The organism is Polynucleobacter sp. MWH-CaK5, assembly GCF_018687615.1.
Taxonomy (GTDB): domain Bacteria; phylum Pseudomonadota; class Gammaproteobacteria; order Burkholderiales; family Burkholderiaceae; genus Polynucleobacter.
Window position 1 is genome coordinate 947,348 of the sequence record NZ_CP061299.1, and the last position, 23,728, is coordinate 971,075.

Consider the following 23,728-nt stretch of genomic DNA (forward strand, 5'->3'; position numbering starts at 1 on the left):
TTTTGATCAGAGACGCTCAAACACCACGGCAATACCTTGTCCGCCACCGATACACATCGTTACCAATGCATATTTGCCGCCAGTACGATGTAATTCATAGATGGCTTTGGTTGCAATGAATGCACCTGAGCAACCCACTGGGTGACCCAATGCAATCGCTCCACCGTTTGGATTGGTCTTCGTCATATCAAGCTCTAGACCTTTTGATACAGCAATTGCTTGCGCTGCAAAAGCTTCGTTAGACTCAATCACGTCCATCTTATCGATGGTCAAACCAGCGCGCTTCAAAGCAATCTTAGAGGCTGGGATCGGGCCTTCGCCCATGATGTCATTTGGCACACCAGCCAATGCATAAGATACCAAGCGAGCCATTGGTTTTTGACCTGCCTTGGCTGCCGCATCAGCAGAAGCCAACACAAAGAAGGCTGCACCGTCATTGATACCAGAGGCATTACCTGCAGTCACCGTGCCGTCTTTTTTGAAGGCTGGCTTCATCTTGCCAAGGCTTTCCATCGTTGTACTTGCCTTAACGTGTTCGTCGGTATCAAACACCACATCACCCTTGCGAGTTTGCATGGTGATTGGTGTGATTTGTGACTTGAAACGACCTTCTGCAATCGCAGCAGTCGCACGACGATGAGATTCAACAGCGAGAGCATCTTGCTCTTCACGAGTGATGTTCCACTTAGCCGCTAGATTTTCTGCAGTGATACCCATGTGACCTGCACCAAATGGGTCTGTCAATGTTGACACCATCAAGTCAATCATCTTTGTATCACCCATACGAGCACCAGTTCTCATGGCAGGCGCACCATAAATACCGCGTGACATCACTTCAACACCACCACCAACACCGTAGTCGCAATCACCCAACATGATCGCTTGTGAAGTGGTTACGATGCCTTGCAAACCAGAACTACACAAACGGTTCACAGCCATCGCCACTGAATCCATTGGCAAGCCTGCTTGAATCGCTGCTACACGTGCAACATACGGGAAACGTGATTCTGTCGGAATACAGTTACCAACAGTCACATAGTTAATTTGTTTAGGATCGACTCCAGAGCGGTTCACCGCTTCTTTCATGACCGTACCAGCCAGTTCAGCAGGCTCCATGCTGCTCAATGAACCACCAAAACCACCAATCGCAGAACGAACTGCGCTAAGAACGACTACATCACGTGCCATCTGGAACTCCTTGAGTACTTAAATAATTATTATGAATAGAAAGAACTAGTCTGTAGGGCTAATCTTACGAGTAACTGTCTAAAACAAGCAATTAAAGAATTCTAGGGGTAATCACCCATGAAATGCCCTAGATATATAGGGAAAAGGGCTAATTACAGCTGAGCAATCAGGTCGTGACCCTGAGTTTGTAGCACTGTGGCTTTGACAAAATCACCGACTTTGTACTTTTTAGAAATCTTGTCAGTTGGCAATAAATGGACCAAACCATCGATCTCAGGAGCATCAGACTGGCTTCGACCAATGCCACCTTTTGAGCTGACTGAGTCGACCAGGACTTTGATGCGCTTACCCACTTTTGCTTGCAAAAGTTGGGTGGAGATTTCTTCAGCGACTTCCATGAATCTCGCTTGACGCTCGTTTCTGAGTTCATCAGGCAAGGCACCTGCCAATTCATTGGCTTTAGCACCCTCCACTGGAGAGTAAGCAAAACAACCAGCGCGATCAATTTTGGCTTCACGCATGAAGTCGAGCAAGTAATTGAATTCTTCTTCTGTTTCACCAGGGAAACCAGCAATGAAAGTACTGCGAATCGTTAATTCTGGACATGCTTTACGCCATGCTTGTATGCGATCAAGATTCTTTTCGCCACTGGCAGGTCGCTTCATGCGCTTTAAAACATCAGGGTGCGCATGCTGCATTGGGATATCTAAATAAGGCACCACACCACTGCCTTCATCGGCAAAATTTGCCATCAATGGCAAGATGTCATCCACGTGTGGATAAGGATAAACATAATGCAAACGAACCCATGCACCGTGCTGACGAGCTAACTTGCCCAAGGCCTCAACCATGTCAAACAGTTTTGCCTTGACTGGGCGACCATCCCAAAACCCAGTGCGGTATTGAACATCAACACCATAGGCACTGGTGTCTTGTGACACCACCAATAATTCTTTAACACCCGCCTCAAACAAATGTTGCGCTTCTAATAAGACATCGCCAATCGGTCTTGAAACCAAATCACCACGCAAGCTCGGAATAATGCAAAACGTGCAGCGGTGATTACAACCTTCAGATATTTTTAAATAAGCGTAATGCTTCGGCGTTAACTTGATACCAGCCTTTGGCACCAAGTCTGCAAATGGATCATGCTCTTTAGGTAAATGCTGATGCACCACTTCCAAAACTTCATCAGCGGCGTGCGGACCTGTGACAGCCAACACTTTCGGATGAACAGAAGTAACCACATCAGAGCCATCAGCGTTTTTCTTGGCACCCAAACAACCCGTAACAATCACCTTGCCGTTTTCAGCCAGAGCTTCACCAATCGCGTCCAAGCTTTCTTGAACGGCTGAGTCAATGAAACCACAAGTATTCACGACCACCAGATCAGAGCCTGCGTAGTCTTTAGCGATTTCATAACCTTCAGCGCGCAACTGCGTGACGATGCGCTCAGCATCCACTAAAGCCTTAGGGCAACCTAAGGAAACAAAACCAATCTTGCCGCTCAATTATTTATCGCTCTTATTGGGGGGTGTGAAAGGAAAACCAGTGAAGGCACTCGCTGGATCTTTCATCTTCTCTTGCATTTGCGTGAAAAGATTTTTACTTTGCTCTACGTAGCTTCCCATCATTTGTTGCATCATGGGATTTTGCACGTTCATGAACTGCGCCCAACTCTCAGGAGTAGCACCACCTTGCTTTGACTGCTCTGCAAACTGCGATTGCATATCAATGAAGGATTGAATATTTTTCTCTAACATGCCACCCACCACGCCTTGCATGGAGTGACCATAGAAACGAATCATTTGAGACAACATGGGTGTTGTGAACAAAGGCACACCACCAGCCTCTTCTTCCAAAATGATTTGTAACAAAATAGCCCTGGTCAAATCTTCTTCAGTCTTAGCATCCAAGACTTTGAATTCTTCATGCGCCAATACCAAGCTCTTCACATCCGACAAGGTGACGTAAGTGCTTGTTTGGGTGTCATACAGGCGACGATTAGGATACTTCTTAATCGTTCTTACACCTGCAGATTTGGCGGATTGTTTTTTAGTGACCATATTTAGTAAGTTGGGCTTGATTACCCATATTGTATGTGTAAATCAAGCCCTTCATTGTTGCGCTGCAATATACTTTTTTGTATATTGTTTAGCCCATGTGTAAACCGCCGTTCAATGAGAAGTCTGCACCAGTGGCAAAACCACCCTCATCTGAGGCGATCCAAGACACAATCGATGCGATTTCATCAGGGGTTCCAAGGCGTTTAACCGGAATGGTGTTGATGATTTTCTCAAGAACATCTTCGCGAATCGCTGTGACCATGTCTGTGCCAATGTAGCCAGGAGAAACCGTGTTCACAGTCACACCCTTAGCAGCTGTTTCTTGAGCTAAAGACATTGTGAAACCATGGATACCAGCTTTAGCAGTGGCGTAGTTAGATTGGCCAAACTGACCTTTTTGACCATTCACAGAAGAAATACTGATCACACGCCCCCAACCTGCTTCAACCATGCCATCAATCACTTGCTTGGTCACATTGAACAATGAGTTCAAGTTGGTATCGATCACTGCGCGCCAATCTTCTGGAGTCATCTTACGGAACACGGTGTCACGAGTGATACCCGCGTTGTTCACCAAGACGTCCACTTTGCCAAATTCAGCTTTTACTTTGGCGAATGCGGCAACAGTACTATCCCAGTCACCCACATTGCCTTCAGATGCTGTGAAATCAAAACCTAGGGCTTTTTGCTCAGCCAACCAACGATCTTTACGTGGTGAATTAGGACCGCAACCAGCGATCACTTTAAATCCATCTTTGGCCAAACGCTGACAAATTGCGGTACCAATACCACCCATACCACCCGTTACATATGCAATCTTCTGACTCATGCTAACTCCCTTTTAATTCGATACTTGAACAATAAAACGATTAATCAATGGCTTTTTCTTTGACGTAAGAGCCAGGTGCTTTTTCTAAAACTTTGTATTTCGTGTTGCCGTAATTTTTTGGCGCTGCTTTTTTCTTGCCGCTCAATGGTTTTAACCAATCAGTCCAATCAGTCCACCAACTACCCGGTATTTCTTTAGCTCCATCAAACCATGCATCAGCTGTGGCTGGTGCCTTGGAGTTTGACCAATAATTGCGTTTTTTCTTAGCGGGCGGATTAATCACACCCGCAATGTGCCCAGATGCACCCAAGACAAAATGAACTTTGGCGCCCTTCAAGAGCTTGACGGATTCATAAGCAGACCACCAAGGAACGATGTGATCTTCGCGTGATGCATAGAGATAGACAGGGCATTTGATTTTGCAAAGGTCTACTTTTTCACTACAAATGGTTAACTTGCCAGGAACTTTGAGTTCATTTTGTAAATACAAATGTCTTAAGTACCAAGAGTACATGGCACCAGGCAAGTTGGTCGAGTCACCATTCCAATACAAGAGATCAAATGGTGGTGGTGAGTTACCTTTTAAGTAGTTATCAACCACGTAGTTCCAAACCAAATCGTTGGGGCGCAAGAATGAGAATGTGTTGGCAAGTTCTACGCCACGCAACATGCCGCATTTGCCACCGCCCTTGCCACCAATGCTGTTCTCTCGAAGAGAAACTAAAGCTTCATCAACAAAAACATCCAAGATGCCTGTGTCAGAGAAATCTAATAAGGTCGTCAATAAGGTCAAACTGGCCGCTGGATGCTGATCTTTTGCTGCCATCACTGCCAAGGCAGTGGCGGTGATCGTGCCACCCACACAGAAGCCTAGGATGTTGATTTGCTTTTGACCACTGATGTCTTGAACTGTTTCAATGCCATGAACAGCCGCACCAATGTAATCATCCCAAGTGGTATCAGCCATACTTGGATCTGGATTTTTCCAGGAGATCAAATAAACGGTGTGCCCCTCCTCAACCAAATAGCGCACCATCGAACTCTCAGGCTGCAAATCCAAAATGTAATATTTATTAATACATGGCGGGATCATCAAGTACGGACGTTCATACACTTGTTCTGTCAGTGGCTTGAATTGCAGAATCTGGAATAACTTGGTTTGATAAACAACGGCGCCCTCAGCGGTCGCCACGTTCTTACCTACTTCAAAGGCTGTCTCATCAGTTTGCGAAACCTTGCCCTTACCCAAATCTTGCAAAGCATTCAAAATGCCTGTTCGCAAAGATTCGCCTTGGGTATCTATCAAACGTTGCTGAGCTTCTGGATTAGTTGCCAAGAAGTTAGCCGGTGACATGGCATCAATCATTTGCTCGATGCTAAAACGTATTCTTTGACGCACCTTGGCTTCTGCCTCAACAGCATCAGCCAAATTTAATAAATGACGAGAATTCAACAAATAGAAATTAACCGTGGCTTGGTTCCATGGGTTTTGCCAAGCTTCGCCTTTAAAACGACGATCATTGATGGGCGTCCCTGTTGGATTGGCCCATAGTTCCGATAGGTCTTTGGCGTATTGCTTTTCAATCTCAACCAACTTTTCTGCTGGAATCAAAGCCATGTGCTGAGGGGCGAGGCTTGGCCCTGATCCAAAGCCTTGCGAGTTCAACATAGAAATCCCTTAAATAGAATGTATTTGACCTAAGTCTAATAGCCCTATTCTGAGGGTTTATGAAGAAAATCGTTATAAGAATTAACCCTATCTGAAACTTCGCCGAAGCTTACTGAGGCTTGAGTGACTAGGTTTTTTGAGATTCGTCTATCCAGATGAAACTACCCATACGACCAGTTTTTTGATCACGACGATAAGAGAAGTAATCCGGATTTTGTACGGTGCACTCACCGCCACCTTCAATGAAATCAATACCCAGGGCATTTAAACGCAAGCAGGCCAAGCCATAGATATCGGCCAGATATTTACCCTTTTCTTGCAATTGTTCAAAGCAAGCAGCACTTGCTGGGTTCTGTGCGATGAAGATGTCTCGTACTTCACTGCCCACCTCAAATGCATGCGGACCAATCGCAGGCCCTAAATAGGCGAGGATTTCATTTTGAGTTTGAGTTTGAGTGTGATCACCTTGTTTGGCTCGCATCAAAGCAACAGTTTGTTCAATCACACCGGCAGCCAAACCTCGCCATCCAGCATGCGCTGCGCCAACAACTTTGCCATCTCTGCTAGTGAGTAAAACCGGCAAACAATCGGCTGTCATGATCGCCAGAACCCTACCAGGGTTGGTGGTGACTGAGGCATCAGCATTTGGTATCCCACTGTGATGCAGATCAGCATCAATGACCTGGGTACCGTGAACTTGATTTAACCAAACTGGTTCATTGGGCAAAAGTGCTTTGAGAGCATCACGGTTTTTTTGGACCACCACTGGATCATCACCCACATGCGAACCAAGATTCAGACTATCAAACGGTGGCTGACTAAAGCCACCATGACGATTAGTGATCATAGTTTTGATCTGTTTGGGCGCTCCCCAATGAAGCAGTTGAATGGATGAAGTCATCGAGTGTTGTGTTGGTGTCTTGGTCTTGATTAGTCGTCCAACTCATCCCATACAGGATGCAAGTCTTTATCTGTCATGCCTAAGCGCAAGCCTAAATCAAGCATGTCTTCAGGAATAGGCGCTTGCCAAAGGATATCCTCTTTGGTACTCGGATGTTTGATCCCAAGAACTGTGGCATGCAATGCTTGCCCTGGTCTTGAAAAGACTAGCTGAGCAGCATCTGCTGGCACCCTCTTTTTATAGACCGGATCTCCCACCAAAGGATTCCCCAAAGATTCCAGGTGAACCCTGATTTGGTGAGTTCGGCCAGTTTCTAAGCGACACATCACCAAAGAGACTTTGGTTTTACCGAAATCTTGGGTATTCAGGTTTCTGACATGCGTCACGGCTGGCTTACTGGCTGACCCTGTCAGTAAAGCCATTTTGAGTCTGTCCCTTGGATCACGACCAATCGAAGCGTGCACGGTTTGAGATCTGACCTCACCCCAGGCAAATGCCAAATAGCGGCGAATCACTTGGCGAGACTGTAATTGTCTTACCAGATCTGTTTGCGCTTCCAAGGTCTTCGCAACCATCAATAAACCTGATGTGTCTTTATCCAGACGATGAACAATGCCCGCTCTTGGAACACCAGCAATCGATGGGTATCTAAAGAGCAAGGCATTCAATAGAGTGCCTGACCAATTGCCAGCAGCAGGATGAACCACCATACCCGCGGGTTTATGGATCACCAAGAGTTCAGAATCTTCATAAATGATGTCTAAAGGCAGGTCCTCGGGCAAATAAGCTTGTTCTTCAGCGCTGGCCTGCGGGATCACTGTGATTTGATCGCCAGCCTTGGCTGAATATCTGATTTTGAGTGTTTCCCCACCAATTGTGACAAAACCATCCTCAATCCAAGTTTGGAGACGATTACGAGAATGTTGAGGTATTAATTGGGCCAAAACCTTATCTAAGCGCTCTCCTGCCAAACTATCTGGCACAACAACTGCAATAAAGTCTTCCTCATCGATATAATCGGAAGTATTGTTCTCAGGAGAATCTGGTAATGCCAAAATTGGATGCCTTTCCATCTATTAATAACGCTAGTTTAAGTCGCATTGGCCAAAGACTTGCGACTTCCATTGCCAGCGTTTGTATTCTTGGGTCTGCTGCCCTACTCAGTGGTTGCGCTGGTGATGCCAACGATGAAACTGCCGGTTGGTCACAAAACAAATTGTATGTTGAAGCCAAAGACGCTATGGATGGTGGCGATAACGCTAAATGCGTGAAGTATTTCGAGAAGCTTGAAGCGCGCTATCCATTTGGTCCTTACGCTCAGCAATCACAAATCAACGTGGCTTATTGCCATTGGAAAGATGGTGAATTGGCTCAGGCCATCACCGCTGTTGATCGCTTTTTGCAGTTACACCCAGGTCACCCTAGTGTTGACTACGCATACTACTTAAAAGGATTGATCACTTTTAACGACAACATGGGCTTTATGGGTAAGCTCACTGGCCAAGATTTGAGTGAACGTGATCCACGTGCGGCTCGTGATGCGTTTGAAGCCTTCAAAACTTTGACAACTCGTTTCCCAGAGAGCAAGTACACCCCAGACGCTTTAGATCGCATGCGCTACATTGTGAATTCATTGGCGGACAGCGATGTGAACACGGCCCGTTACTACTATCGCCGTGGCGCTTATCTAGCAGCAATCAATCGTGCACAACGCGCTATCACTGATTACGATCGTGCCCCAGCGACTGAAGAAGCTCTGTACATTTTGCACAAATCTTATGAAGCATTGAACATGAAAGATTTGAGCAACGATGCTTTGCGCGTTTTAAAGCTCAACTTCCCTGAGAGCCAAATCTTAGTGACTGGCAAAAGAACTGGCGCAGATGAAGTCAAGGCTTCTTGGTGGCAAATCTGGCGCAAGTAATTGGCTGATTTATATCAGTCAATTAACTTTAAAAGTTTGAGAGTTCGACCTTCTTACTGACGTCGAACTCTTGGAGCAACCGCGCATAACAGCTCATACCCAATTGTGCCGGCTGCCTGAGCCACTTTATCCACGGGCAAATGCTTGCCCCACAACTCAACTTTGCTACCCACTTGAACATGAGGCATGTCTGTCACGTCCACAGTGATCATGTCCATCGACACTTGCCCTGTCATCAAACAAACCTTGCCGCTGCTCAAGCCATCAGCACCAGCGACCCATACCGGGGTGCCATCGGGCGCATGTCTTGGATAACCATCCGCATAACCACAAGCAATAATCGCGATCCGAATCGGTACATCAGTGCGATATCTAGAGCCATAACCAATCGACTGCCCAGCCTCAAGGTGTTGAATCCCTATAACTTCAGAATGTAATGACATGGCCGGCTGCAATTGGGCTTCTTGTATATCTTCATAGCGCCCAGAAGGCGAAGCTCCATAAAGCATGATGCCTGGCCTCACCCAATCAGAATAAATGACGTGGTGATGCCACAAAATGGCCGCCGAGTTAGACAAGGAAGTGGCCCCAGCCAATCCTTCCTTGGTTTGATTAAAGAGTTCAGCTTGCTGATCAACACTCGGCGTTCTATCAATGTAATCAGCATTTGCAAAATGGGTCATATGGGTTAAGTCATAACCAGCCACATGCAAACGGTGATAAGCCTCACGGTATTGCGCTGGGATGAAACCCAAACGATTCATACCAGTGTTCATCTTCAGATAAATATTAGGCAGGCGAGCGGATGAACGCGCCTCACTCAAGGCCTCTAACCAATCAATTTGATTGAAGTCATGAACCACACAGTCGCACTTCAAGTCTGTGGCGGTGAAGATATCTTCTTGAGCAAACAAACCTTCCAACAACAAAATGGGGCCAGTCCAGCCTTTTTCTCTCAAAGCTTTCGCCTCAGCCAAATCTAATAGAGCAAACCCGTCAGTAAGTGACAAGCCTTTTAAAGCAGGTTCCAAACCATGGCCATAAGCATTGGCCTTGACGACTGACCAAACTTTAGAGCCAGGCACCAGCTGCCTGATGCGCTCAAGATTGTGACTTAAGGCATCAGTGTGAATATGGGCATATATCGGTCTTGACAGAAAAATCTCACTTTCGTGTTTTAATGGCATTTCATAACTGAATTGTACGAATGAAACCAGGTTTTTACACAATTATGGCGGCGCAATTTTTTTCGTCGCTCGCCGACAATGCGCTCTTAATTGCTGCCATTGCGTTGTTATACCAACTCCAGGCTCCAGCCTGGATGACTCCGCTTCTAAAACTTTTCTTCGTTCTTTCCTACGTTTTACTTGCTGCCTTTGTTGGCGCCTTTGCTGACTCACGCCCCAAGGGCAATGTGATGTTTTGGACCAACAGCATCAAAGTGCTTGGTTGCCTTGCCATGCTCTTCACTCTACACCCTTTGGCCGCTTATGCGATCGTGGGTTTTGGTGCTGCAGCCTATTCACCTGCCAAATACGGTATTTTGACTGAATTACTTCCGCCTGAAAAGCTGGTCGTGGCCAATGGCTGGATTGAAGGTTTGACGGTTGGCTCAATCATTTTGGGCACAGTCTTGGGCGGTGCTTTGATTTCTAACAAGCTCTCAACTAGCTTGCTTGGCCTTGATTTACCATTTTTAGACACTGGTATTGATACCCCTCCAGAGGCCGCCATTTGTGTGATTGCCTTTATTTATTTGATTGCAGCTGGCTTTAATTTAAAGATTCCAGACACTGGAGCCAGATACCCTCAACAAGAAAAAAATCCTATTCGCTTGATCAAGGATTTCAAGCACTGCTTTGACACGCTTTGGAAAGATCGCTTAGGTCAAATCTCTTTATCTGTCACCACACTCTTCTGGGGCGCTGGCGCAACACTTCAATTCATCGTTCTGAAGTGGGCTGAATCTGCTTTAGGCATGAGCTTGTCTCAAGGTGCGATCTTGCAAGCAGTAGTTGCATTCGGTGTGGCTGGTGGATCTATCTGGGCCGCCTCACGCATTCCACTGAAAAAATCTCTGAGCGTTTTGATTTACGGTGTGATGATGGGTGCTTTGGTGATGGTCATGGCGATTTATAACCGTGACTTATTACCTGATGTTGTTCTTGATTTGGGCTTATTCCAGATTCCACTCTATTTATTGATCGCCTATGTGTTCTTGGCAACCATTGGTTGGTTGGCTGGTTACTTCGTCGTGCCGATGAATGCTCTTTTACAGCACCGTGGTCACGTCTTGTTATCAGCAGGTCATTCCATCGCCGTTCAAAACTTCAATGAAAATCTTTCTGTATTGGGCATGCTCTGCTTGTATGCCTTATTGATCTGGTTGGATGTGCCTATCTCAATCGTGATTGTGATGTTTGGTAGTTTTGTTTGCTTGGTAATGATTCAGATCATTCGTTGGCACAAACGCAATCAAGCTGAATATGATTCACTGCACCTGATTGGCGAGCACAAGCATCCGTCCAATTCTAAGACTGCAGTAAGACCGCATTAATCCCTAAGGCCTCCCTAAGGCCTTTTAGGCCAAGCCTCACATTATTTAAATCAAAGATCTCGCTAAGAGTAAGTCTTGCCAAGTCTTTGCTTTGTCACTTGGCTTCTTTAACAAGTGCTCTGGGTGATACGTTAAAACCAGCGGTAACTCATCTTCTGCCTGCTCTAACGAGTGCACAGCACCTCTTAACTCCTCAAAGCCATCGTCCAGTTGTAATAACTGTCGTCCCATCTGAGAACCCATGGCGATCACCACTTGTCCATTTACTTTTCCAGCCAAGGCTTCTGTACTGCTGAGTAATTGAATAGTGTTTCTACTCAACATCAATGAGGCCAAGATTTTGTCAAACAACAAAGCAGCATCGCCCGAGAGTTGATCAACAACAAACGTCCACACCACTTCTTGATTCTCTGAGTATGACTGTGTCATTTCAGTTGGGGAAGCATTCGGATTGCTGGCTTTTGGCTGCCGCTCTTGTGGATTTTCTTGTTGAGCTTGCACAGGACTTGGCTCACCATTGCCCTGGCTCTCAACTTCATTTTTTAGCACCCAGGTACTGATGCCCATCTCATTTAAATAATCAGCTTGACTCATTGGCTTGATAGCTCTTTCTGTATTCGATCAGTTGGATGGTGCGTGCAATACTTTTTTCATGACTTTGGCATCTTCACGACCACCATCTTTTAAAGGATAGTAATCCTTTCTGATGCCAATTTCCTGATATGCAAAACTTTCATACAAGGCAATCGCTGGAGCATTACTCACTCTCACTTCCAAGAAAATATCCTGAAATGATTTTGCTTGCGCAACGTCTTCGATGACCTTCATGATTTTCTTCGCCAGACCTTGTCTTTTAAACGATGGATGCACCGTGATGTTCAGTAGCTGCAATTCATCCAAAGCAGGCATCAAAACACAGTATCCCAACAATGAGTCAGGCTTTTCATCGTCTACTGATAATTGACGCAAACAATAAGCCCAATAACCCGCCTCAAGTGAGTCGGTGAAGTTACCCAAGGTCCAAGGTGACACATGACTTTGTTGCTCAATCTCCACGACTTCAGTTAAGTCACGCAAGGCCATTGGCAAAAGACGCAGATCCATGACTTAATTCAATGCCTTTTAAGATTTCTCTTGATTAGATTTTTCGAGCTCGCGCTCGGCAATCGTTTGAGCCACTTTATCGCGCACATAGATGGGCTGCAATTCTGCCGCGCTGACTTGTAGACCCTTTTCCAAAGCATCCAAGCCTAGTCGAGCAATTGATCTTGCATGAGGGACCGCAGTTTCATCGATGGCCATGGCTTGTTGCCTGATCGCCAACATCTCCTCTGGATAGGCAGTCACCGCATTCCCCATCAGAGCAAAAGCTGTGGCTGGAATATCTATGTCTTTGGGTGCGGAGAGATAAACATCATCCTGGCGCTCTGGCAAACCATTTGCTTGCACCAAATAACGGGCCCAATAGACTTCGCTCATGCGCGCATCAACAGCCACAATCACTTGATCGTTTTCTTTGAGCTTGAGTTGATGAATGCCCTCAAGTGCCACCGCATCTAAACAAACGATGGGCAAACATGGCAGATCAGCAGCAAAGGCCATCCCTTGACCAATGCCCACACCAATCCTGATGCCTGTGAATGCGCCAGGACCAATCCCTACCGCAATCCCTGTCAGATCTCTGAAGCTGAGCTGAGCCTCTTCTAAAAGAGCCTCCACCCAATCCAAAGCATGTTGACTTGATTCAGGGCCAAGATTTTCATGGCGCACCAGGTCCCCAGATGACAAAGGGGACTGCGGTTGACCCGAGCCCCCTTGTGGGTTGACCAAGGCCACTGAACACCACTGTGTCGAGGTGTCGATGGCCAGTATCGTCAATTAGATTTCCTCGTACAAAGGCAATGTCAAGAATTCTTCGAACTTCTCGCCAGTACTCATCACGTCAAAAATCTCAGCAGCGCGATCCCAAAGACCTGTTGCACCGCTTGCTTTAACTTTTGGCAACTCTTCAGCGATCAATTGACGAACTAATTCAACTGTTACTTTTCTACCGTCGTCCAAAACACCCTTTGGTGAACGGATCCACTGCCATACTTGTGAACGGCTGATCTCTGCAGTAGCAGCATCTTCCATCAAGTTGTGAATTGGTACACAACCGTTACCAGCCAACCACGCACCTAAGTAATGAATACCCACGTTGATGTTCATGCGCAAACCAGCTTCAGTGATCGGTGTTTCTGGTTGGAAGTTCAACAAGTCAGCAGCCGTTACATTCACTTCAGGTTTTTGCTTTTCAAATTGGTTTGGACGATCGCCCAATACTGCTTTGAATTCAGCCATAGAAGCTTCAACAAGACCTGGGTGAGCTACCCAACCACCGTCGTAGCCATCAGTTGCATCGCGCTTCTTGTCATTGATGATGCCTTGCATAGCAATGGCATTTTTCTCTGGATCGTTCTTGATTGGAATCAATGCACTCATACCGCCCATTGCTGGTGCGCCACGGTGGTGACATGTCTTCAATAGCAATAAAGCATAAGCACGCATGAATGGAGCTGTCATGGTCACTTTTGCGCGATCAGCCAAACAGAAGTTTTTGTCTACTTTGAATTTCTTGATGCAAGAGAAGATGTAATCCCAACGACCAGCATTCAAACCAGCGCTGTGCTCACGCAACTCATAAAGAATTTCGTCCATCTCAAATGCAGCCAAAATAGTTTCAATCAACACAGTGGCTTTGATCGTGCCACGTGGGAAACCTAATTCGTCTTGAGTCATGCAGAAAATGTCATTCCACAAACGCGCTTCTAAGTGGCTTTCCATTTTTGGCAAATAGAAATATGGGCCTGCACCACGTGCCAACTGTTCTTTAGCGTTGTGGAAGAAGAACAATGCAAAGTCAAAGATACCGCCAGAAACACGTTGACCATCAACAGTCACATGCTTCTCATCCAAGTGCCAACCACGTGGGCGAACTTGCAATGTAGCAATCTTGTCATTCAACTTGTAGCTCTTGCCGTTTTGCTCAAGGCTTAGTTCGCGACGAATCGCTTTTTTCATGTTGATTTGACCTTGAATCTGATTCGTCCAGCTTGGGCTGTTTGAATCTTCAAAGTCAGTCATGTAAGAGTCTGCGCCTGAGTTAAAGGCATTGATCACCATTTTGGCATCTACTGGGCCAGTGATTTCAACGCGACGGCACTGCAATGCTGCAGGAATCGGAGCAACTTTCCAGTCACCCTCACGAATGTGTTTTGTCTCAGCCAAAAAGTCAGGTTTTTCGCCAGCATCTAAACGCTTGGTACGCTCAATACGTGCCTTTAGGAGTTCTTGACGACGTGGTTCAAAAGCGCGGTGAAGTTTGGCGACCAAAGCCAAGGCTTCAGGAGTCAAAATCGTTGCAAATTCTGGGGTTACTTCGGCACTGATGGCCATGCCTTGTGGCAAGTTAGACATAAAAAACTCCTGTAAAACAAATAGTTATGGTTATAAGTACGTAATGCTTTTTCTTGCAAAACCAACATTATGCCTTTTGAAGGAAAAATTGTCCCAAAAGGCTTGTTGAATAAATGATGATTTTATTGATTCAAGGTCAACCAAACGTAAAACTCACGCGTTAATGGCATAAGGACACTTTTATAGGAGCCTTCTGTGAGATACGGTTTTAACCATTTATCTGATGATGAATTTCTAGTTTTGTGTAAAGAATTGAATAAAAACAAGGGGTTACTCTTGATTGGTAAAATCAAAGAGTTGCCGCCAAAGCTCGCTGCTTTTGCAGAATGGCGCAAGGGTCTGAGCTATATGCAAGCCTACGCATGATCAAATTTATAAAATAACTAAAAAACTTAGACAAAAAAATTAGAAACACTCAATAAAAAACCGCCTGATTAGGCGGTTTTTTATTACCTATAAATCTCCTTGCGATTTCCAATGCGTAGAACAAGTATGCAAACTGTTTTATCTTGAATGCTTGCAATGATCCTATAGTCACCAACACGGTACTTCCAGAACTCTCCGAGAGTTTCTCCTTTTAACGCTTCACCTATTTTTCTTGGGTCGGCTTGAGTAGCAAGCCTCGTTTTTAAAAATTTAAGTATTCGTTTGGCTATCTGGGGATCTAACTTTCCTAATTCTTTTTTTGCTGCTGGGTCAAATTCAATCTGCCAAACCAAGTTCGCGCTCCAGTTGGTTTAGTTTAATTGTCTTTGTTTTACCCTTTTGGATGTCGCCAAGTCGCTTTTCCGCCAAATAGAGATCTTCAAGATCATCTATATATTCCAAAATTGCCTCGCGCGCATAAAAGGTTTTCGTACGACCAGTTTTTTTAGCTAAATTTCCAAGCCTTGATTCAATTTCTTCAGGTAATCGAATTGCTAACATAAGTCCTCCTTCTTTTGCTATACAAGTATAGCATTTAATATACTAGGTGAAAGTTGAGTTTTGAATGAAAAACGCCGTGCTTGGCAGCACGGCGTTTCGTATTTTAATGGCCCTAAGAAATGGTCTTTAGGTCTAAGTTAAGGCGGCAATAACCTCAGGTGGTGCTTGAACCAATTCGATCAAAACACCCTCACCCCCAATTGGGAACTCTTCGTTACCTTTGGGGTGTAAAAAAGTGATGTCATACCCTGCTGCACCTTTTCGAATACCGCCCGGTGCAAACCTCACGCCATTGGCAGTCAACCATTCAACAGCAACAGGTAAGTTATCCACCCATAAACCAATGTGATTGAGTGGGGTTGTGTGCACAGCAGGTTTCTTTTCTGGATCGATGGGTTGCATCAAATCCACTTCCACCTTGTGTACACCCTTGCCCATGACACAAATGTCTTCATCTACGTTTTCACGTTCAGATTTAAATGTGCCAGTCACTTCCAGACCAAACATATCAACCCAAAGCTTTTGAAGTTTGGTTTTGTCTGGTCCACCAATAGCGACTTGTTGAATGCCCAAAATTTTGAATGGTTTAGTCATTTGCTGACTCACTCAAATCTTAGAATTTCTTGATCAACCGCAAGACTCTCACCTTTGGCAGCCATCACTGCAGCAACTACGCCATCCTGAGTTGCAACCAAGACGTTTTCCATCTTCATTGCTTCAATGGCTGCTAAGCGCTGACCCGCTTCAACTTTTTGCCCAACTGTCACAGCCACATCAACCAATAAGCCAGGCATTGGAGATAACAAGAACTTAGACATATCAGGTGGTTCTTTGAATGGCATTAGTTTTTGCATTTCAGCAGCTTGTGGTGTTAGCACCATGCTGTCGACTCTCACGCCATCAAACTGCAAGCGATAGAACATGCCCATGCGTTCAACTTGAAGCGCGATCTCACGGCCATTAACCGTTGCTTTGTAAATGATCTGACCAGGATTCCAATCTGAATCAATTTTATAAACTGAACCATCCACAGTGACTTCATAACCACGAGCAGTCTCATGAATTGAAGTTGCAACGTAATCCATCTTGCCAGCTTCACCAGCTGCAACCACGAATTCAGTTGGGATTTTGACCTCGTGACCTTCAAGCTGACCGTAAATACCAGCCGCACGATCCAAGTAGCGACGATGAACGGCCGTTGCCAATGCATCCATTAATTTTGGATCTTCCGCTTTAACATCCGACGCTCTAAATCCATGAGGGAACTGTTCAGCAATGAAGCCCGTGTTGAAATCACCAGAAATGAAACGTGGGTGCTGCATCAAAGCAGCTTGGAATGGGATGTTTGAGTGAATGCCACGAATCACGAACTCATTCAAAGCAGCGCGCATTTTGGTGATCGCATCCAAACGATCTTTACCGTGCACGATCAATTTTGCGATCATGGAGTCGTAGTACATCGGAATCTCACCACCCTCATACACGCCCGTGTCCACACGCACACCATTCACCTCTTCAGGCGGCTGGTATCTGACCAAACGGCCGGTCGATGGCAAGAAGTTACGGTATGGATCATCCGCATTGATGCGGCACTCCATGGACCAACCATTGCGCTGAATGTCTTTTTGACCAAATGATAATTTTTCACCAGCGGCTACTCGGATCATCTGCTCAACAAGATCCAGACCTGTGATCGATTCAGTCACAGGGTGCTCTACTTGTAAACGAGTATTCATTTCCAAGAAGTAGAAAGACTGGTCTTTACCAACTACAAACTCAACCGTACCAGCTGATTGATACTTCACAGCTTTGGCCAAGGCCACCGCTTGATCACCCATCGCTTTGCGAGTTTCATCACTAATGAATGGGGATGGTGCTTCTTCGATCACCTTTTGGTGACGACGCTGAATCGAACACTCACGCTCCCACAAGTAAACGGCGTTGCCATGAGCATCACCCAATACTTGAATTTCAATATGACGTGGCTCTTCAACAAATTTCTCGATGAACACACGATCATCACCAAAGCTGTTGCGGGCTTCATTCTTACAAGCTGAGAAACCTTCAAAAGCTTCTTTATCGTTAAAGGCAACGCGCAAACCTTTACCGCCGCCGCCCGCTGATGCTTTGATCATCACTGGATAACCAATGCCCTTGGCAATTTCTACCGCAGATTCAGGCGCATCAATCGCGTCGTTGTAACCAGGAATCGTATTGACCTTGGCTTCATTGGCTAACTTCTTAGAGGCGATCTTGTCACCCATCGCAGCAATAGAATAATGCTTAGGTCCGATGAAAGTAATGCCCTCTTCTTCCAAACGCTTAGCAAATGCCTCATTCTCAGATAAGAAACCATAACCAGGGTGAACCGCTTCAGCACCAGTGTCTTTACACGCCTTGATGATGTTATCCATCACCAAATAGGATTCGCGTGAAGGAGCTGGGCCAATACACACAGCTTCATCAGCAAGTTCTACGTGACGCGCATCTCGGTCGGCTTCAGAGTAAACCGCTACAGTTTTGATGCCCATCTTACGAGCAGTTTTAATCACGCGGCAAGCAATCTCACCACGGTTAGCAATCAGAATCTTCTTAAACATGTTCTTGTCCTAATCGATTAAAGGGGGATGTTGCCGTGTTTGCGCCAAGGATTTTCAATATCCTTGTCTTTGAGCATGGCCAAAGAACGGGCAACACGTTTACGAGTTTCATGAGGCATGATCACGTCATCAATGTAACCACGACGACCAGCCACGAACGGATTAGCGAACTTGGCTTTGTACTCTGCTTCACGCTCGGCTAACTTGGCAGGATCACCTTTTTCTTCACGGAAAATAATTTCCACAGCACCCTTCGGACCCATCACCGCAATTTCAGCTGAAGGCCAGGCAAAGTTCACATCACCTCTGAGGTGTTTTGAAGCCATCACGTCATAAGCACCACCATAAGCCTTACGTGTGATCACTGTGATTTTTGGCACTGTGCATTCTGCATACGCGTACAACAGCTTGGCACCGTGCTTGATGATGCCGCCGTATTCTTGTGAAGTACCTGGCATGAATCCTGGCACATCTACAAAAGTAACCACTGGGATATTGAAGGCATCGCAGAAGCGCACAAAGCGAGCTGCTTTGATAGATGATTTGATATCCAAGCAACCAGCCAAGACCAATGGTTGGTTCGCAACGATACCGACTGTTTGACCCTCGATACGCGCAAAACCAATGATGATATTTTTCGCATAGTCAGGTTGGATCTCAAAGAAATCACCGTCATCAACCGTTTTCATGATCAGCTCATGCATGTCATAAGGCTTATTGGCGTTATCTGGCACCAATGTGTCTAATGAATAGTCCAAGCGCTCAGCCGAGTCCGCGCCTTTACGCACTGGTGGCTTTTCTTTATTTGATAAAGGCAGATAGTTAAAAAAGCGACGCAACATCAAAATCGCTTCAACATCATTCTCAAAGGCTCGATCACATACGCCTGATTTGGTTGAATGAGTGATGGCACCACCCAACTCTTCTGCCGTCACTTCTTCATGAGTCACGGTCTTCACAACTTCTGGACCAGTCACAAACATGTATGAACTGTCTTTGACCATGAAAATAAAGTCAGTCAATGCTGGTGAATAAACGGCACCACCAGCACTAGGACCCATGATCAAAGAAATTTGAGGAATCACACCTGAAGCAGATACGTTGCGCTGGAAAATCTCCGCATAGCCACCCAAAGAAGCCACACCTTCTTGAATACGTGCGCCACCTGAGTCATTCAAACCAATCACTGGAGCACCGACTTTCATGGCTTGATCCATGACTTTACAAATCTTCTCAGCGTGAGCTTCAGACAATGAACCACCGAACACAGTGAAGTCTTGTGAATACACAAAGGTCAAACGACCATTGATCATGCCGTAGCCAGTCACCACACCATCACCAGGTACAGATTCATTGGCCATACCAAAGTCTGTACAACGGTGTTCGACGAACATGTCCCATTCTTCAAAAGAACCTTCGTCCAATAACAACTCAATGCGCTCACGGGCCGTCAACTTGCCTTTACCGTGTTGGGCATTGATGCGCTTTTGACCGCCACCTAAGCGAGCCTGTTCGCGCTTTGCTTCTAGTTGTTTAATGATGTCATGCATAAAATGCTCTCCCTTGTTTCTTAATCTTTACTTCATTAAATCTAATAATCTTCTGGCAGCCACTGAAGCTGCCATAGTTCCCTGATTCACTGCTTCACTTAATTCTGGCAATAGTTTTTGTACTTGCGCATTGGCTTTGAAGTTTTGTCTTAAACCCGCTTCGATGCGTTCCCACATCCATGCTTGCGCTTGTTGTTTTCTTCTCAAAGCCAAATGACCATGCTTGGTCTGAATATCTTTGAAGGTGTTGACCATGTCCCAAAATTCAGTAATGCCTTCAGACTTCAAAGCACTCATGCGCATCACCTTCGGATGCCAAAGAGATTCATCATGGTGAGCATGCTCAGGATTGCCATGCATGCTGAATAAGCGCAATGAACTCATGATTTGAACTTGCGCTCTGGTCGCAGCATCTGGGTCTAAATCAACTTTATTGATAACCACCAAATCAGCCAATTCCATCACGCCCTTTTTAATGGCTTGAAGATCATCGCCTGCATTCGGTAGTTGCAAGAGAACAAACATATCTGTCATATTGGCAACAGCTGTTTCGCTTTGACCAACACCGACTGTTTCAACAATCACCACATCATGGCCAGCCGCTTCGGCAACCAACATGGCTTCACGAGTTTTCTCTGCCACTCCACCAAGATTGCCTGCTGAAGGTGTGGGTCTGATGAAAGCTTTTTCATTGACCGATAAAAATTCCATGCGGGTTTTATCACCCAAGATCGACCCACCAGAAACTGTGGACGATGGGTCAATCGCTAAAACAGCCACGCGATGGCCCTTGCTGATCAGATACAAGCCGAGTGCTTCGATAAAAGTGGATTTACCAACACCCGGAACACCAGAAATACCCAATCTAAAAGATTGACCACTCTTTGGCAAAATGGCATTGAGCAAATCATCAGCCCTTAAACGATGATCAGGTCTGGTGGACTCCAACAAGGTGATGGCTTTGGCCATGGCTCGGCGTTGAGCCGATCCAGGTTTGGCATCAGCACCACAGATGGCATCAACGAGTATTTGATCTTCTGTTTGCACGCTGGTCTTTTTAGCTATTTATTCGCTGATCAATGATTGGCTTATTTTTGAGCCAAACGAATTTGCTCTAGAACATCCTTGGCCGATGCTGGAATCGGTGTACCAGGGCCGTAGATGCCCTTCACGCCAGATTCGTACAAGAACTCATAGTCTTGACGTGGAATCACACCACCCACAAAGACGATGATGTCATCAGCACCCTGCTTTTTTAGTTCCTGAATGATGGCCGGCACCAATGTTTTATGACCTGCTGCCAAAGTAGAAATGCCCACCGCATGCACATCGTTCTCGATGGCTTGGCGCGCACACTCCTCTGGCGTTTGGAACAAAGGTCCCATATCAACGTCAAAGCCTAAATCTGCAAAAGCCGTGGCCACCACTTTGGCACCACGGTCATGACCGTCTTGACCAAGTTTGGCGATCATCACACGTGGGTGACGACCCTGATCTTTAGCAAATTCAGCGATTTCTGTTTTTAATTTTTCCCAGCCTTCTGCTGAGTCATAAGCAGCTGCATACACACCAGTCACCTTTTGAGTATCGGCGCGATGGCGCCCGTAAACTTTTTCCAATGCATCAGAAACTTCACCCACGGTTGCGCGCAAACGAATGGCATCGATTGCAAGAGCCAATAAGTTGCCTGTGTTGTTTTCTGCTGCGGCTGTCAGCGCATCCAAGGCTGCCTGAACTTTTTTACTATCACGCTTTGCTCTAACGTCTTTTAAACGAGCAATTTGTGAATCACGAACCTTGTTGTTATCGATATCTAAAATATCAATCGGATCTTCTTTGCCTAGCTTGTATTTATTAACGCCAACAATCACATCTTTGCCAGAATCGATACAAGCTTGCTTTTCAGCTGCGGCTGCTTCAATTTTTAGTTTTGCCCAACCACTTTCAACCGCTTTGGTCATGCCACCAATGGCTTCAACTTCTTGAATGATGTCCCATGCCTTATCTGCCATGTCTTGCGTGAGCTTTTCCATCATGTAAGAACCAGCCCAAGGATCGATCACATTGGTGATGTGAGTTTCTTCTTGAATGATCAACTGGGTATTACGTGCAATGCGTGAAGAGAACTCAGTTGGCAAGGCAATCGCTTCATCAAATGAATTGGTGTGCAATGACTGTGTGCCACCGAATACTGCGGCCATCGCTTCAATCGTGGTTCTGACCACGTTGTTATATGGATCTTGCTCTGTGAGTGACCAACCTGAAGTTTGGCAATGTGTTCTTAACATCAATGACTTAGGGTTCTTCGGATTGAACTCCTTCATCACACGCCACCACAACAAACGAGCAGCTCTTAATTTCGCTACCTCTAAATAGAAGTTCATACCGATGGCAAAGAAGAAAGATAGGCGACCAGCAAAGCCATCGACATCCAAGCCTTTGCTCAAGGCAGTTTTTACGTACTCTTTACCATCAGCAATCGTGAAAGCCAATTCCAAAGCTTGGTTCGCACCCGCTTCTTGAATGTGATATCCAGAAATAGAGATTGAATTGAACTTCGGCATCTTTTGAGATGTGTACTCAATGATGTCGCCAATGATGCGCATTGATGGCTCTGGTGGGTAGATATAAGTATTACGCACCATGAACTCTTTCAAAATATCATTTTGAATAGTTCCTGATAACTGATCCTGGCTCACGCCTTGTTCTTCTGCTGCGACCACATAGCCGGCCAAAATTGGCAATACGGCGCCGTTCATGGTCATCGATACGGATACTTTGTCCAATGGGATTTCATTGAACAAAATCTTCATGTCTTCTACTGAATCGATTGCCACACCCGCTTTACCCACATCACCCGTCACACGAGGATGGTCAGAGTCGTAGCCACGGTGAGTTGCCAAGTCAAAAGCAACTGAAACACCTTGACCACCTGCAGCCAAAGCTTTGCGATAAAACGCATTGGATTCTTCTGCGGTTGAAAAACCAGCGTATTGACGAATCGTCCAAGGACGAACGGAGTACATCGTTGCCTGAGGGCCGCGCACAAATGGCTCAAATCCAGGCAAGGTATTAGCGAACGGTAAACCTTCGGTGTCGGCGGCTGTATAAAGCGCCTTTAATTTAATGTCATCGGGAGTGTCCCAACCCAAAGCATCAACATTGCCATTAGGGGCAGATTTGGCTGCAGATTTTTCCCAAGCCTCAAGACTAGGGTTAGAAAACTCGGGCCATGGGCTCTTTGTGGTTTTGCTCATTATTTCTCCACCGATACATTTAACAGATTAATGATATTGAAACTCTTGGGCTTGACACATACCTGACAAAAGTGATTAAATGAATTCATAATTATGAATTCAAAAATATCATTAGCACCAAGGCCATTGTACGAGGAAGTCGCCGAAAGGTTAAGAAATAGTATTTTCTCGCACGAGTACGCCCCGGGAGCCTGGATCGACGAACAAGCGATTGCCGCTGAATACGGCATCAGTCGCACGCCTATGCGTGAAGCCATCAAGGTCTTAGCGGCCGAAGGCTTGATCACCATGAAAATGCGCCGTGGCGCTTACGTCACAGAAGTCAGCAAGGCTGATTTGAACCAAATTTTCACCGTACTCGCCCTTCTTGAAGGCCAAGCCTGTCGTGAAGCAGCCACCAAAGCCACCGAAAAACAGTTAGAGGCCTTAGATTCGATTCATTTAAAGCTAGAAAGAGCTGCAGCAGACCGAGATTTAGATGAGTTTTTCACTATTAATCAGTCTTTTCACGAAAAAATCCAAGAAATCTCTAACAATCCATGGATGAAACGCACGATCGATGATTTGAAGAAAGTGCTCAAACTTCAGCGCAGAGACTCTTTGAGTAAACGCGGCAGAATGGAAAGCTCACTTTTAGAGCACCGCAAGATACTCTCCGCCCTTTTAGCCAGAGATCCTGATTTATCAGAAAAGTTGATGAAAGAGCATTTCTTACAGGGTCAGCTGGCTGCGAAATAAATATCAAATCAGTGAGTCGACCTTATCTAATTCATCCTATTTAAGTCACCTTATTTAAATCACAAC

Annotated in this window: 23 protein-coding genes; 4 read left to right on the forward strand and 19 right to left on the reverse strand. The window is 45.7% G+C overall.

Annotation, left to right across the window (positions count from 1 at the left end; genetic code table 11):
• Positions 1-6: 6 nt before the first annotated feature.
• The 7 genes from GQ367_RS04660 to GQ367_RS04690 all read right to left on the reverse strand — a co-directional run bounded on the left by GQ367_RS04660 (position 7) and on the right by GQ367_RS04690 (position 7,708).
• Complete coding sequence (locus tag GQ367_RS04660; protein WP_215289433.1) at positions 7-1,188, reverse strand: acetyl-CoA C-acyltransferase family protein; 1,182 nt, start codon at positions 1,186-1,188, stop codon at positions 7-9.
• A gap of 152 nt (positions 1,189-1,340) precedes the next feature.
• Positions 1,341-2,699, reverse strand: a complete 1,359-nt coding sequence (rimO, locus tag GQ367_RS04665) for a 30S ribosomal protein S12 methylthiotransferase RimO (protein WP_215289435.1) — start codon at positions 2,697-2,699, stop codon at positions 1,341-1,343.
• A complete protein-coding gene (gene phaR / locus GQ367_RS04670; RefSeq protein ID WP_215289437.1) occupies positions 2,700-3,254 on the reverse strand; it encodes a polyhydroxyalkanoate synthesis repressor PhaR in 555 nt (184 codons plus the stop codon).
• Between the two features lie 88 nt (positions 3,255-3,342).
• Positions 3,343-4,083: a 3-ketoacyl-ACP reductase gene (locus GQ367_RS04675; protein ID WP_215289440.1), complete on the reverse strand. Its 741-nt coding sequence runs from the start codon at positions 4,081-4,083 to the stop codon at positions 3,343-3,345.
• A gap of 40 nt (positions 4,084-4,123) precedes the next feature.
• Positions 4,124-5,752 carry a class I poly(R)-hydroxyalkanoic acid synthase gene (phaC, locus tag GQ367_RS04680; RefSeq protein ID WP_215289441.1) on the reverse strand — a complete coding sequence of 543 codons (1,629 nt, stop codon included), beginning with the start codon at positions 5,750-5,752 and terminating at the stop codon, positions 4,124-4,126.
• Between the two features lie 127 nt (positions 5,753-5,879).
• Positions 5,880-6,599 carry a peptidoglycan editing factor PgeF gene (pgeF, locus tag GQ367_RS04685; protein WP_251370125.1) on the reverse strand — a complete coding sequence of 240 codons (720 nt, stop codon included), beginning with the start codon at positions 6,597-6,599 and terminating at the stop codon, positions 5,880-5,882.
• 83 nt (positions 6,600-6,682) lie between these two features.
• A complete protein-coding gene (locus GQ367_RS04690; protein WP_215289445.1) occupies positions 6,683-7,708 on the reverse strand; it encodes an RluA family pseudouridine synthase in 1,026 nt (341 codons plus the stop codon).
• Here GQ367_RS04690 and GQ367_RS04695 point away from each other — a divergent pair.
• Positions 7,702-8,577 (forward strand): outer membrane protein assembly factor BamD, encoded by an 876-nt coding sequence (locus GQ367_RS04695; protein ID WP_215289447.1) that lies wholly within the window; start codon positions 7,702-7,704, stop codon positions 8,575-8,577. The genes GQ367_RS04690 and GQ367_RS04695 overlap by 7 nt on opposite strands.
• A gap of 53 nt (positions 8,578-8,630) precedes the next feature.
• Here the strand turns inward: GQ367_RS04695 and alr are convergent, their stop codons facing one another.
• Positions 8,631-9,734, reverse strand: coding sequence for an alanine racemase (gene alr, locus GQ367_RS04700; RefSeq protein WP_215291891.1), 1,104 nt, complete (start codon positions 9,732-9,734; stop codon positions 8,631-8,633).
• Between the two features lie 50 nt (positions 9,735-9,784).
• Here alr and lplT point away from each other — a divergent pair, with 50 nt between their 5' ends.
• Positions 9,785-11,134, forward strand: coding sequence for a lysophospholipid transporter LplT (lplT, locus tag GQ367_RS04705; RefSeq protein ID WP_215289449.1), 1,350 nt, complete (start codon positions 9,785-9,787; stop codon positions 11,132-11,134).
• Between the two features lie 45 nt (positions 11,135-11,179).
• On the opposite strand, the gene GQ367_RS04710 is transcribed toward lplT, so the two are convergent.
• The 4 genes from GQ367_RS04710 to aceB are packed head-to-tail and all read right to left on the reverse strand — an operon-like array spanning position 11,180 to position 14,590.
• Positions 11,180-11,728, reverse strand: coding sequence for a hypothetical protein (locus GQ367_RS04710; RefSeq protein WP_215289451.1), 549 nt, complete (start codon positions 11,726-11,728; stop codon positions 11,180-11,182).
• 27 nt (positions 11,729-11,755) lie between these two features.
• The gene (rimI, locus tag GQ367_RS04715) at positions 11,756-12,238 is read right to left on the reverse strand and encodes a ribosomal protein S18-alanine N-acetyltransferase (protein WP_215289452.1); all 483 of its coding nucleotides are present in this window, start codon (positions 12,236-12,238) and stop codon (positions 11,756-11,758) included.
• An 18-nt stretch (positions 12,239-12,256) separates the two neighbouring features.
• On the reverse strand, positions 12,257-13,012 hold the full coding sequence (gene tsaB, locus GQ367_RS04720) for a tRNA (adenosine(37)-N6)-threonylcarbamoyltransferase complex dimerization subunit type 1 TsaB (RefSeq protein ID WP_215289453.1): 756 nt from the start codon (positions 13,010-13,012) through the stop codon (positions 12,257-12,259).
• The gene (gene aceB / locus GQ367_RS04725; protein ID WP_215289454.1) at positions 13,013-14,590 is read right to left on the reverse strand and encodes a malate synthase A; all 1,578 of its coding nucleotides are present in this window, start codon (positions 14,588-14,590) and stop codon (positions 13,013-13,015) included. It abuts the gene before it with no gap.
• A 195-nt stretch (positions 14,591-14,785) separates the two neighbouring features.
• Between aceB and GQ367_RS04730 the strand changes: the two genes are divergently transcribed.
• Positions 14,786-14,956 (forward strand): hypothetical protein, encoded by a 171-nt coding sequence (locus tag GQ367_RS04730; RefSeq protein WP_180738109.1) that lies wholly within the window; start codon positions 14,786-14,788, stop codon positions 14,954-14,956.
• 83 nt (positions 14,957-15,039) lie between these two features.
• Here the strand turns inward: GQ367_RS04730 and GQ367_RS04735 are convergent, their stop codons facing one another.
• The 7 genes from GQ367_RS04735 to scpA all read right to left on the reverse strand — a co-directional run bounded on the left by GQ367_RS04735 (position 15,040) and on the right by scpA (position 22,924).
• The gene (locus GQ367_RS04735) at positions 15,040-15,309 is read right to left on the reverse strand and encodes a type II toxin-antitoxin system RelE/ParE family toxin (protein ID WP_215289455.1); all 270 of its coding nucleotides are present in this window, start codon (positions 15,307-15,309) and stop codon (positions 15,040-15,042) included.
• Positions 15,293-15,517, reverse strand: coding sequence for a DUF6290 family protein (locus GQ367_RS04740; RefSeq protein ID WP_215289456.1), 225 nt, complete (start codon positions 15,515-15,517; stop codon positions 15,293-15,295). Before GQ367_RS04740 ends, GQ367_RS04735 begins: the two co-directional genes overlap by 17 nt.
• 132 nt (positions 15,518-15,649) lie before the next feature.
• Positions 15,650-16,111, reverse strand: coding sequence for a VOC family protein (locus GQ367_RS04745; RefSeq protein ID WP_215289459.1), 462 nt, complete (start codon positions 16,109-16,111; stop codon positions 15,650-15,652).
• A gap of 8 nt (positions 16,112-16,119) precedes the next feature.
• Positions 16,120-18,117, reverse strand: a complete 1,998-nt coding sequence (accC, locus tag GQ367_RS04750) for an acetyl-CoA carboxylase biotin carboxylase subunit (RefSeq protein WP_215289461.1) — start codon at positions 18,115-18,117, stop codon at positions 16,120-16,122.
• Between the two features lie 17 nt (positions 18,118-18,134).
• The gene (locus GQ367_RS04755; RefSeq protein ID WP_215289463.1) at positions 18,135-19,667 is read right to left on the reverse strand and encodes an acyl-CoA carboxylase subunit beta; all 1,533 of its coding nucleotides are present in this window, start codon (positions 19,665-19,667) and stop codon (positions 18,135-18,137) included.
• Between the two features lie 27 nt (positions 19,668-19,694).
• On the reverse strand, positions 19,695-20,636 hold the full coding sequence (gene meaB / locus GQ367_RS04760; protein ID WP_215291892.1) for a methylmalonyl Co-A mutase-associated GTPase MeaB: 942 nt from the start codon (positions 20,634-20,636) through the stop codon (positions 19,695-19,697).
• Between the two features lie 119 nt (positions 20,637-20,755).
• Positions 20,756-22,924: a methylmalonyl-CoA mutase gene (gene scpA, locus GQ367_RS04765; protein ID WP_215289465.1), complete on the reverse strand. Its 2,169-nt coding sequence runs from the start codon at positions 22,922-22,924 to the stop codon at positions 20,756-20,758.
• Between the two features lie 93 nt (positions 22,925-23,017).
• Between scpA and GQ367_RS04770 the strand changes: the two genes are divergently transcribed.
• Positions 23,018-23,662 carry a GntR family transcriptional regulator gene (locus tag GQ367_RS04770; RefSeq protein WP_215289467.1) on the forward strand — a complete coding sequence of 215 codons (645 nt, stop codon included), beginning with the start codon at positions 23,018-23,020 and terminating at the stop codon, positions 23,660-23,662.
• Positions 23,663-23,728: the final 66 nt, after the last annotated feature.

Bases quoted from the DNA above. Each gene is read 5' to 3' on its own strand.
- GQ367_RS04745 (WP_215289459.1), bottom strand. From the start codon at position 16,111: ATGACTAAACCATTCAAAATTTTGGGCATTCAACAAGTCGCTATTGGT.
- GQ367_RS04660 (WP_215289433.1), bottom strand. From the start codon at position 1,188: ATGGCACGTGATGTAGTCGTTCTTAGCGCAGTTCGTTCTGCGATTGGT.
- GQ367_RS04710 (WP_215289451.1), bottom strand. From the start codon at position 11,728: ATGAGTCAAGCTGATTATTTAAATGAGATGGGCATCAGTACCTGGGTG.
- GQ367_RS04755 (WP_215289463.1), bottom strand. From the start codon at position 19,667: ATGCATGACATCATTAAACAACTAGAAGCAAAGCGCGAACAGGCTCGC.
- phaC (WP_215289441.1), bottom strand. From the start codon at position 5,752: ATGTTGAACTCGCAAGGCTTTGGATCAGGGCCAAGCCTCGCCCCTCAG.
- pgeF (WP_251370125.1), bottom strand. From the start codon at position 6,599: ATGATCACTAATCGTCATGGTGGCTTTAGTCAGCCACCGTTTGATAGT.
- meaB (WP_215291892.1), bottom strand. From the start codon at position 20,636: ATGGCCAAAGCCATCACCTTGTTGGAGTCCACCAGACCTGATCATCGT.
- GQ367_RS04695 (WP_215289447.1), top strand. From the start codon at position 7,702: ATGCCAAAATTGGATGCCTTTCCATCTATTAATAACGCTAGTTTAAGT.
- lplT (WP_215289449.1), top strand. From the start codon at position 9,785: ATGAAACCAGGTTTTTACACAATTATGGCGGCGCAATTTTTTTCGTCG.
- GQ367_RS04770 (WP_215289467.1), top strand. From the start codon at position 23,018: ATGAATTCAAAAATATCATTAGCACCAAGGCCATTGTACGAGGAAGTC.
- accC (WP_215289461.1), bottom strand. From the start codon at position 18,117: ATGTTTAAGAAGATTCTGATTGCTAACCGTGGTGAGATTGCTTGCCGC.
- scpA (WP_215289465.1), bottom strand. From the start codon at position 22,924: ATGAGCAAAACCACAAAGAGCCCATGGCCCGAGTTTTCTAACCCTAGT.
- aceB (WP_215289454.1), bottom strand. From the start codon at position 14,590: ATGTCTAACTTGCCACAAGGCATGGCCATCAGTGCCGAAGTAACCCCA.
- GQ367_RS04740 (WP_215289456.1), bottom strand. From the start codon at position 15,517: ATGTTAGCAATTCGATTACCTGAAGAAATTGAATCAAGGCTTGGAAAT.
- rimI (WP_215289452.1), bottom strand. From the start codon at position 12,238: ATGGATCTGCGTCTTTTGCCAATGGCCTTGCGTGACTTAACTGAAGTC.
- phaR (WP_215289437.1), bottom strand. From the start codon at position 3,254: ATGGTCACTAAAAAACAATCCGCCAAATCTGCAGGTGTAAGAACGATT.
- GQ367_RS04675 (WP_215289440.1), bottom strand. From the start codon at position 4,083: ATGAGTCAGAAGATTGCATATGTAACGGGTGGTATGGGTGGTATTGGT.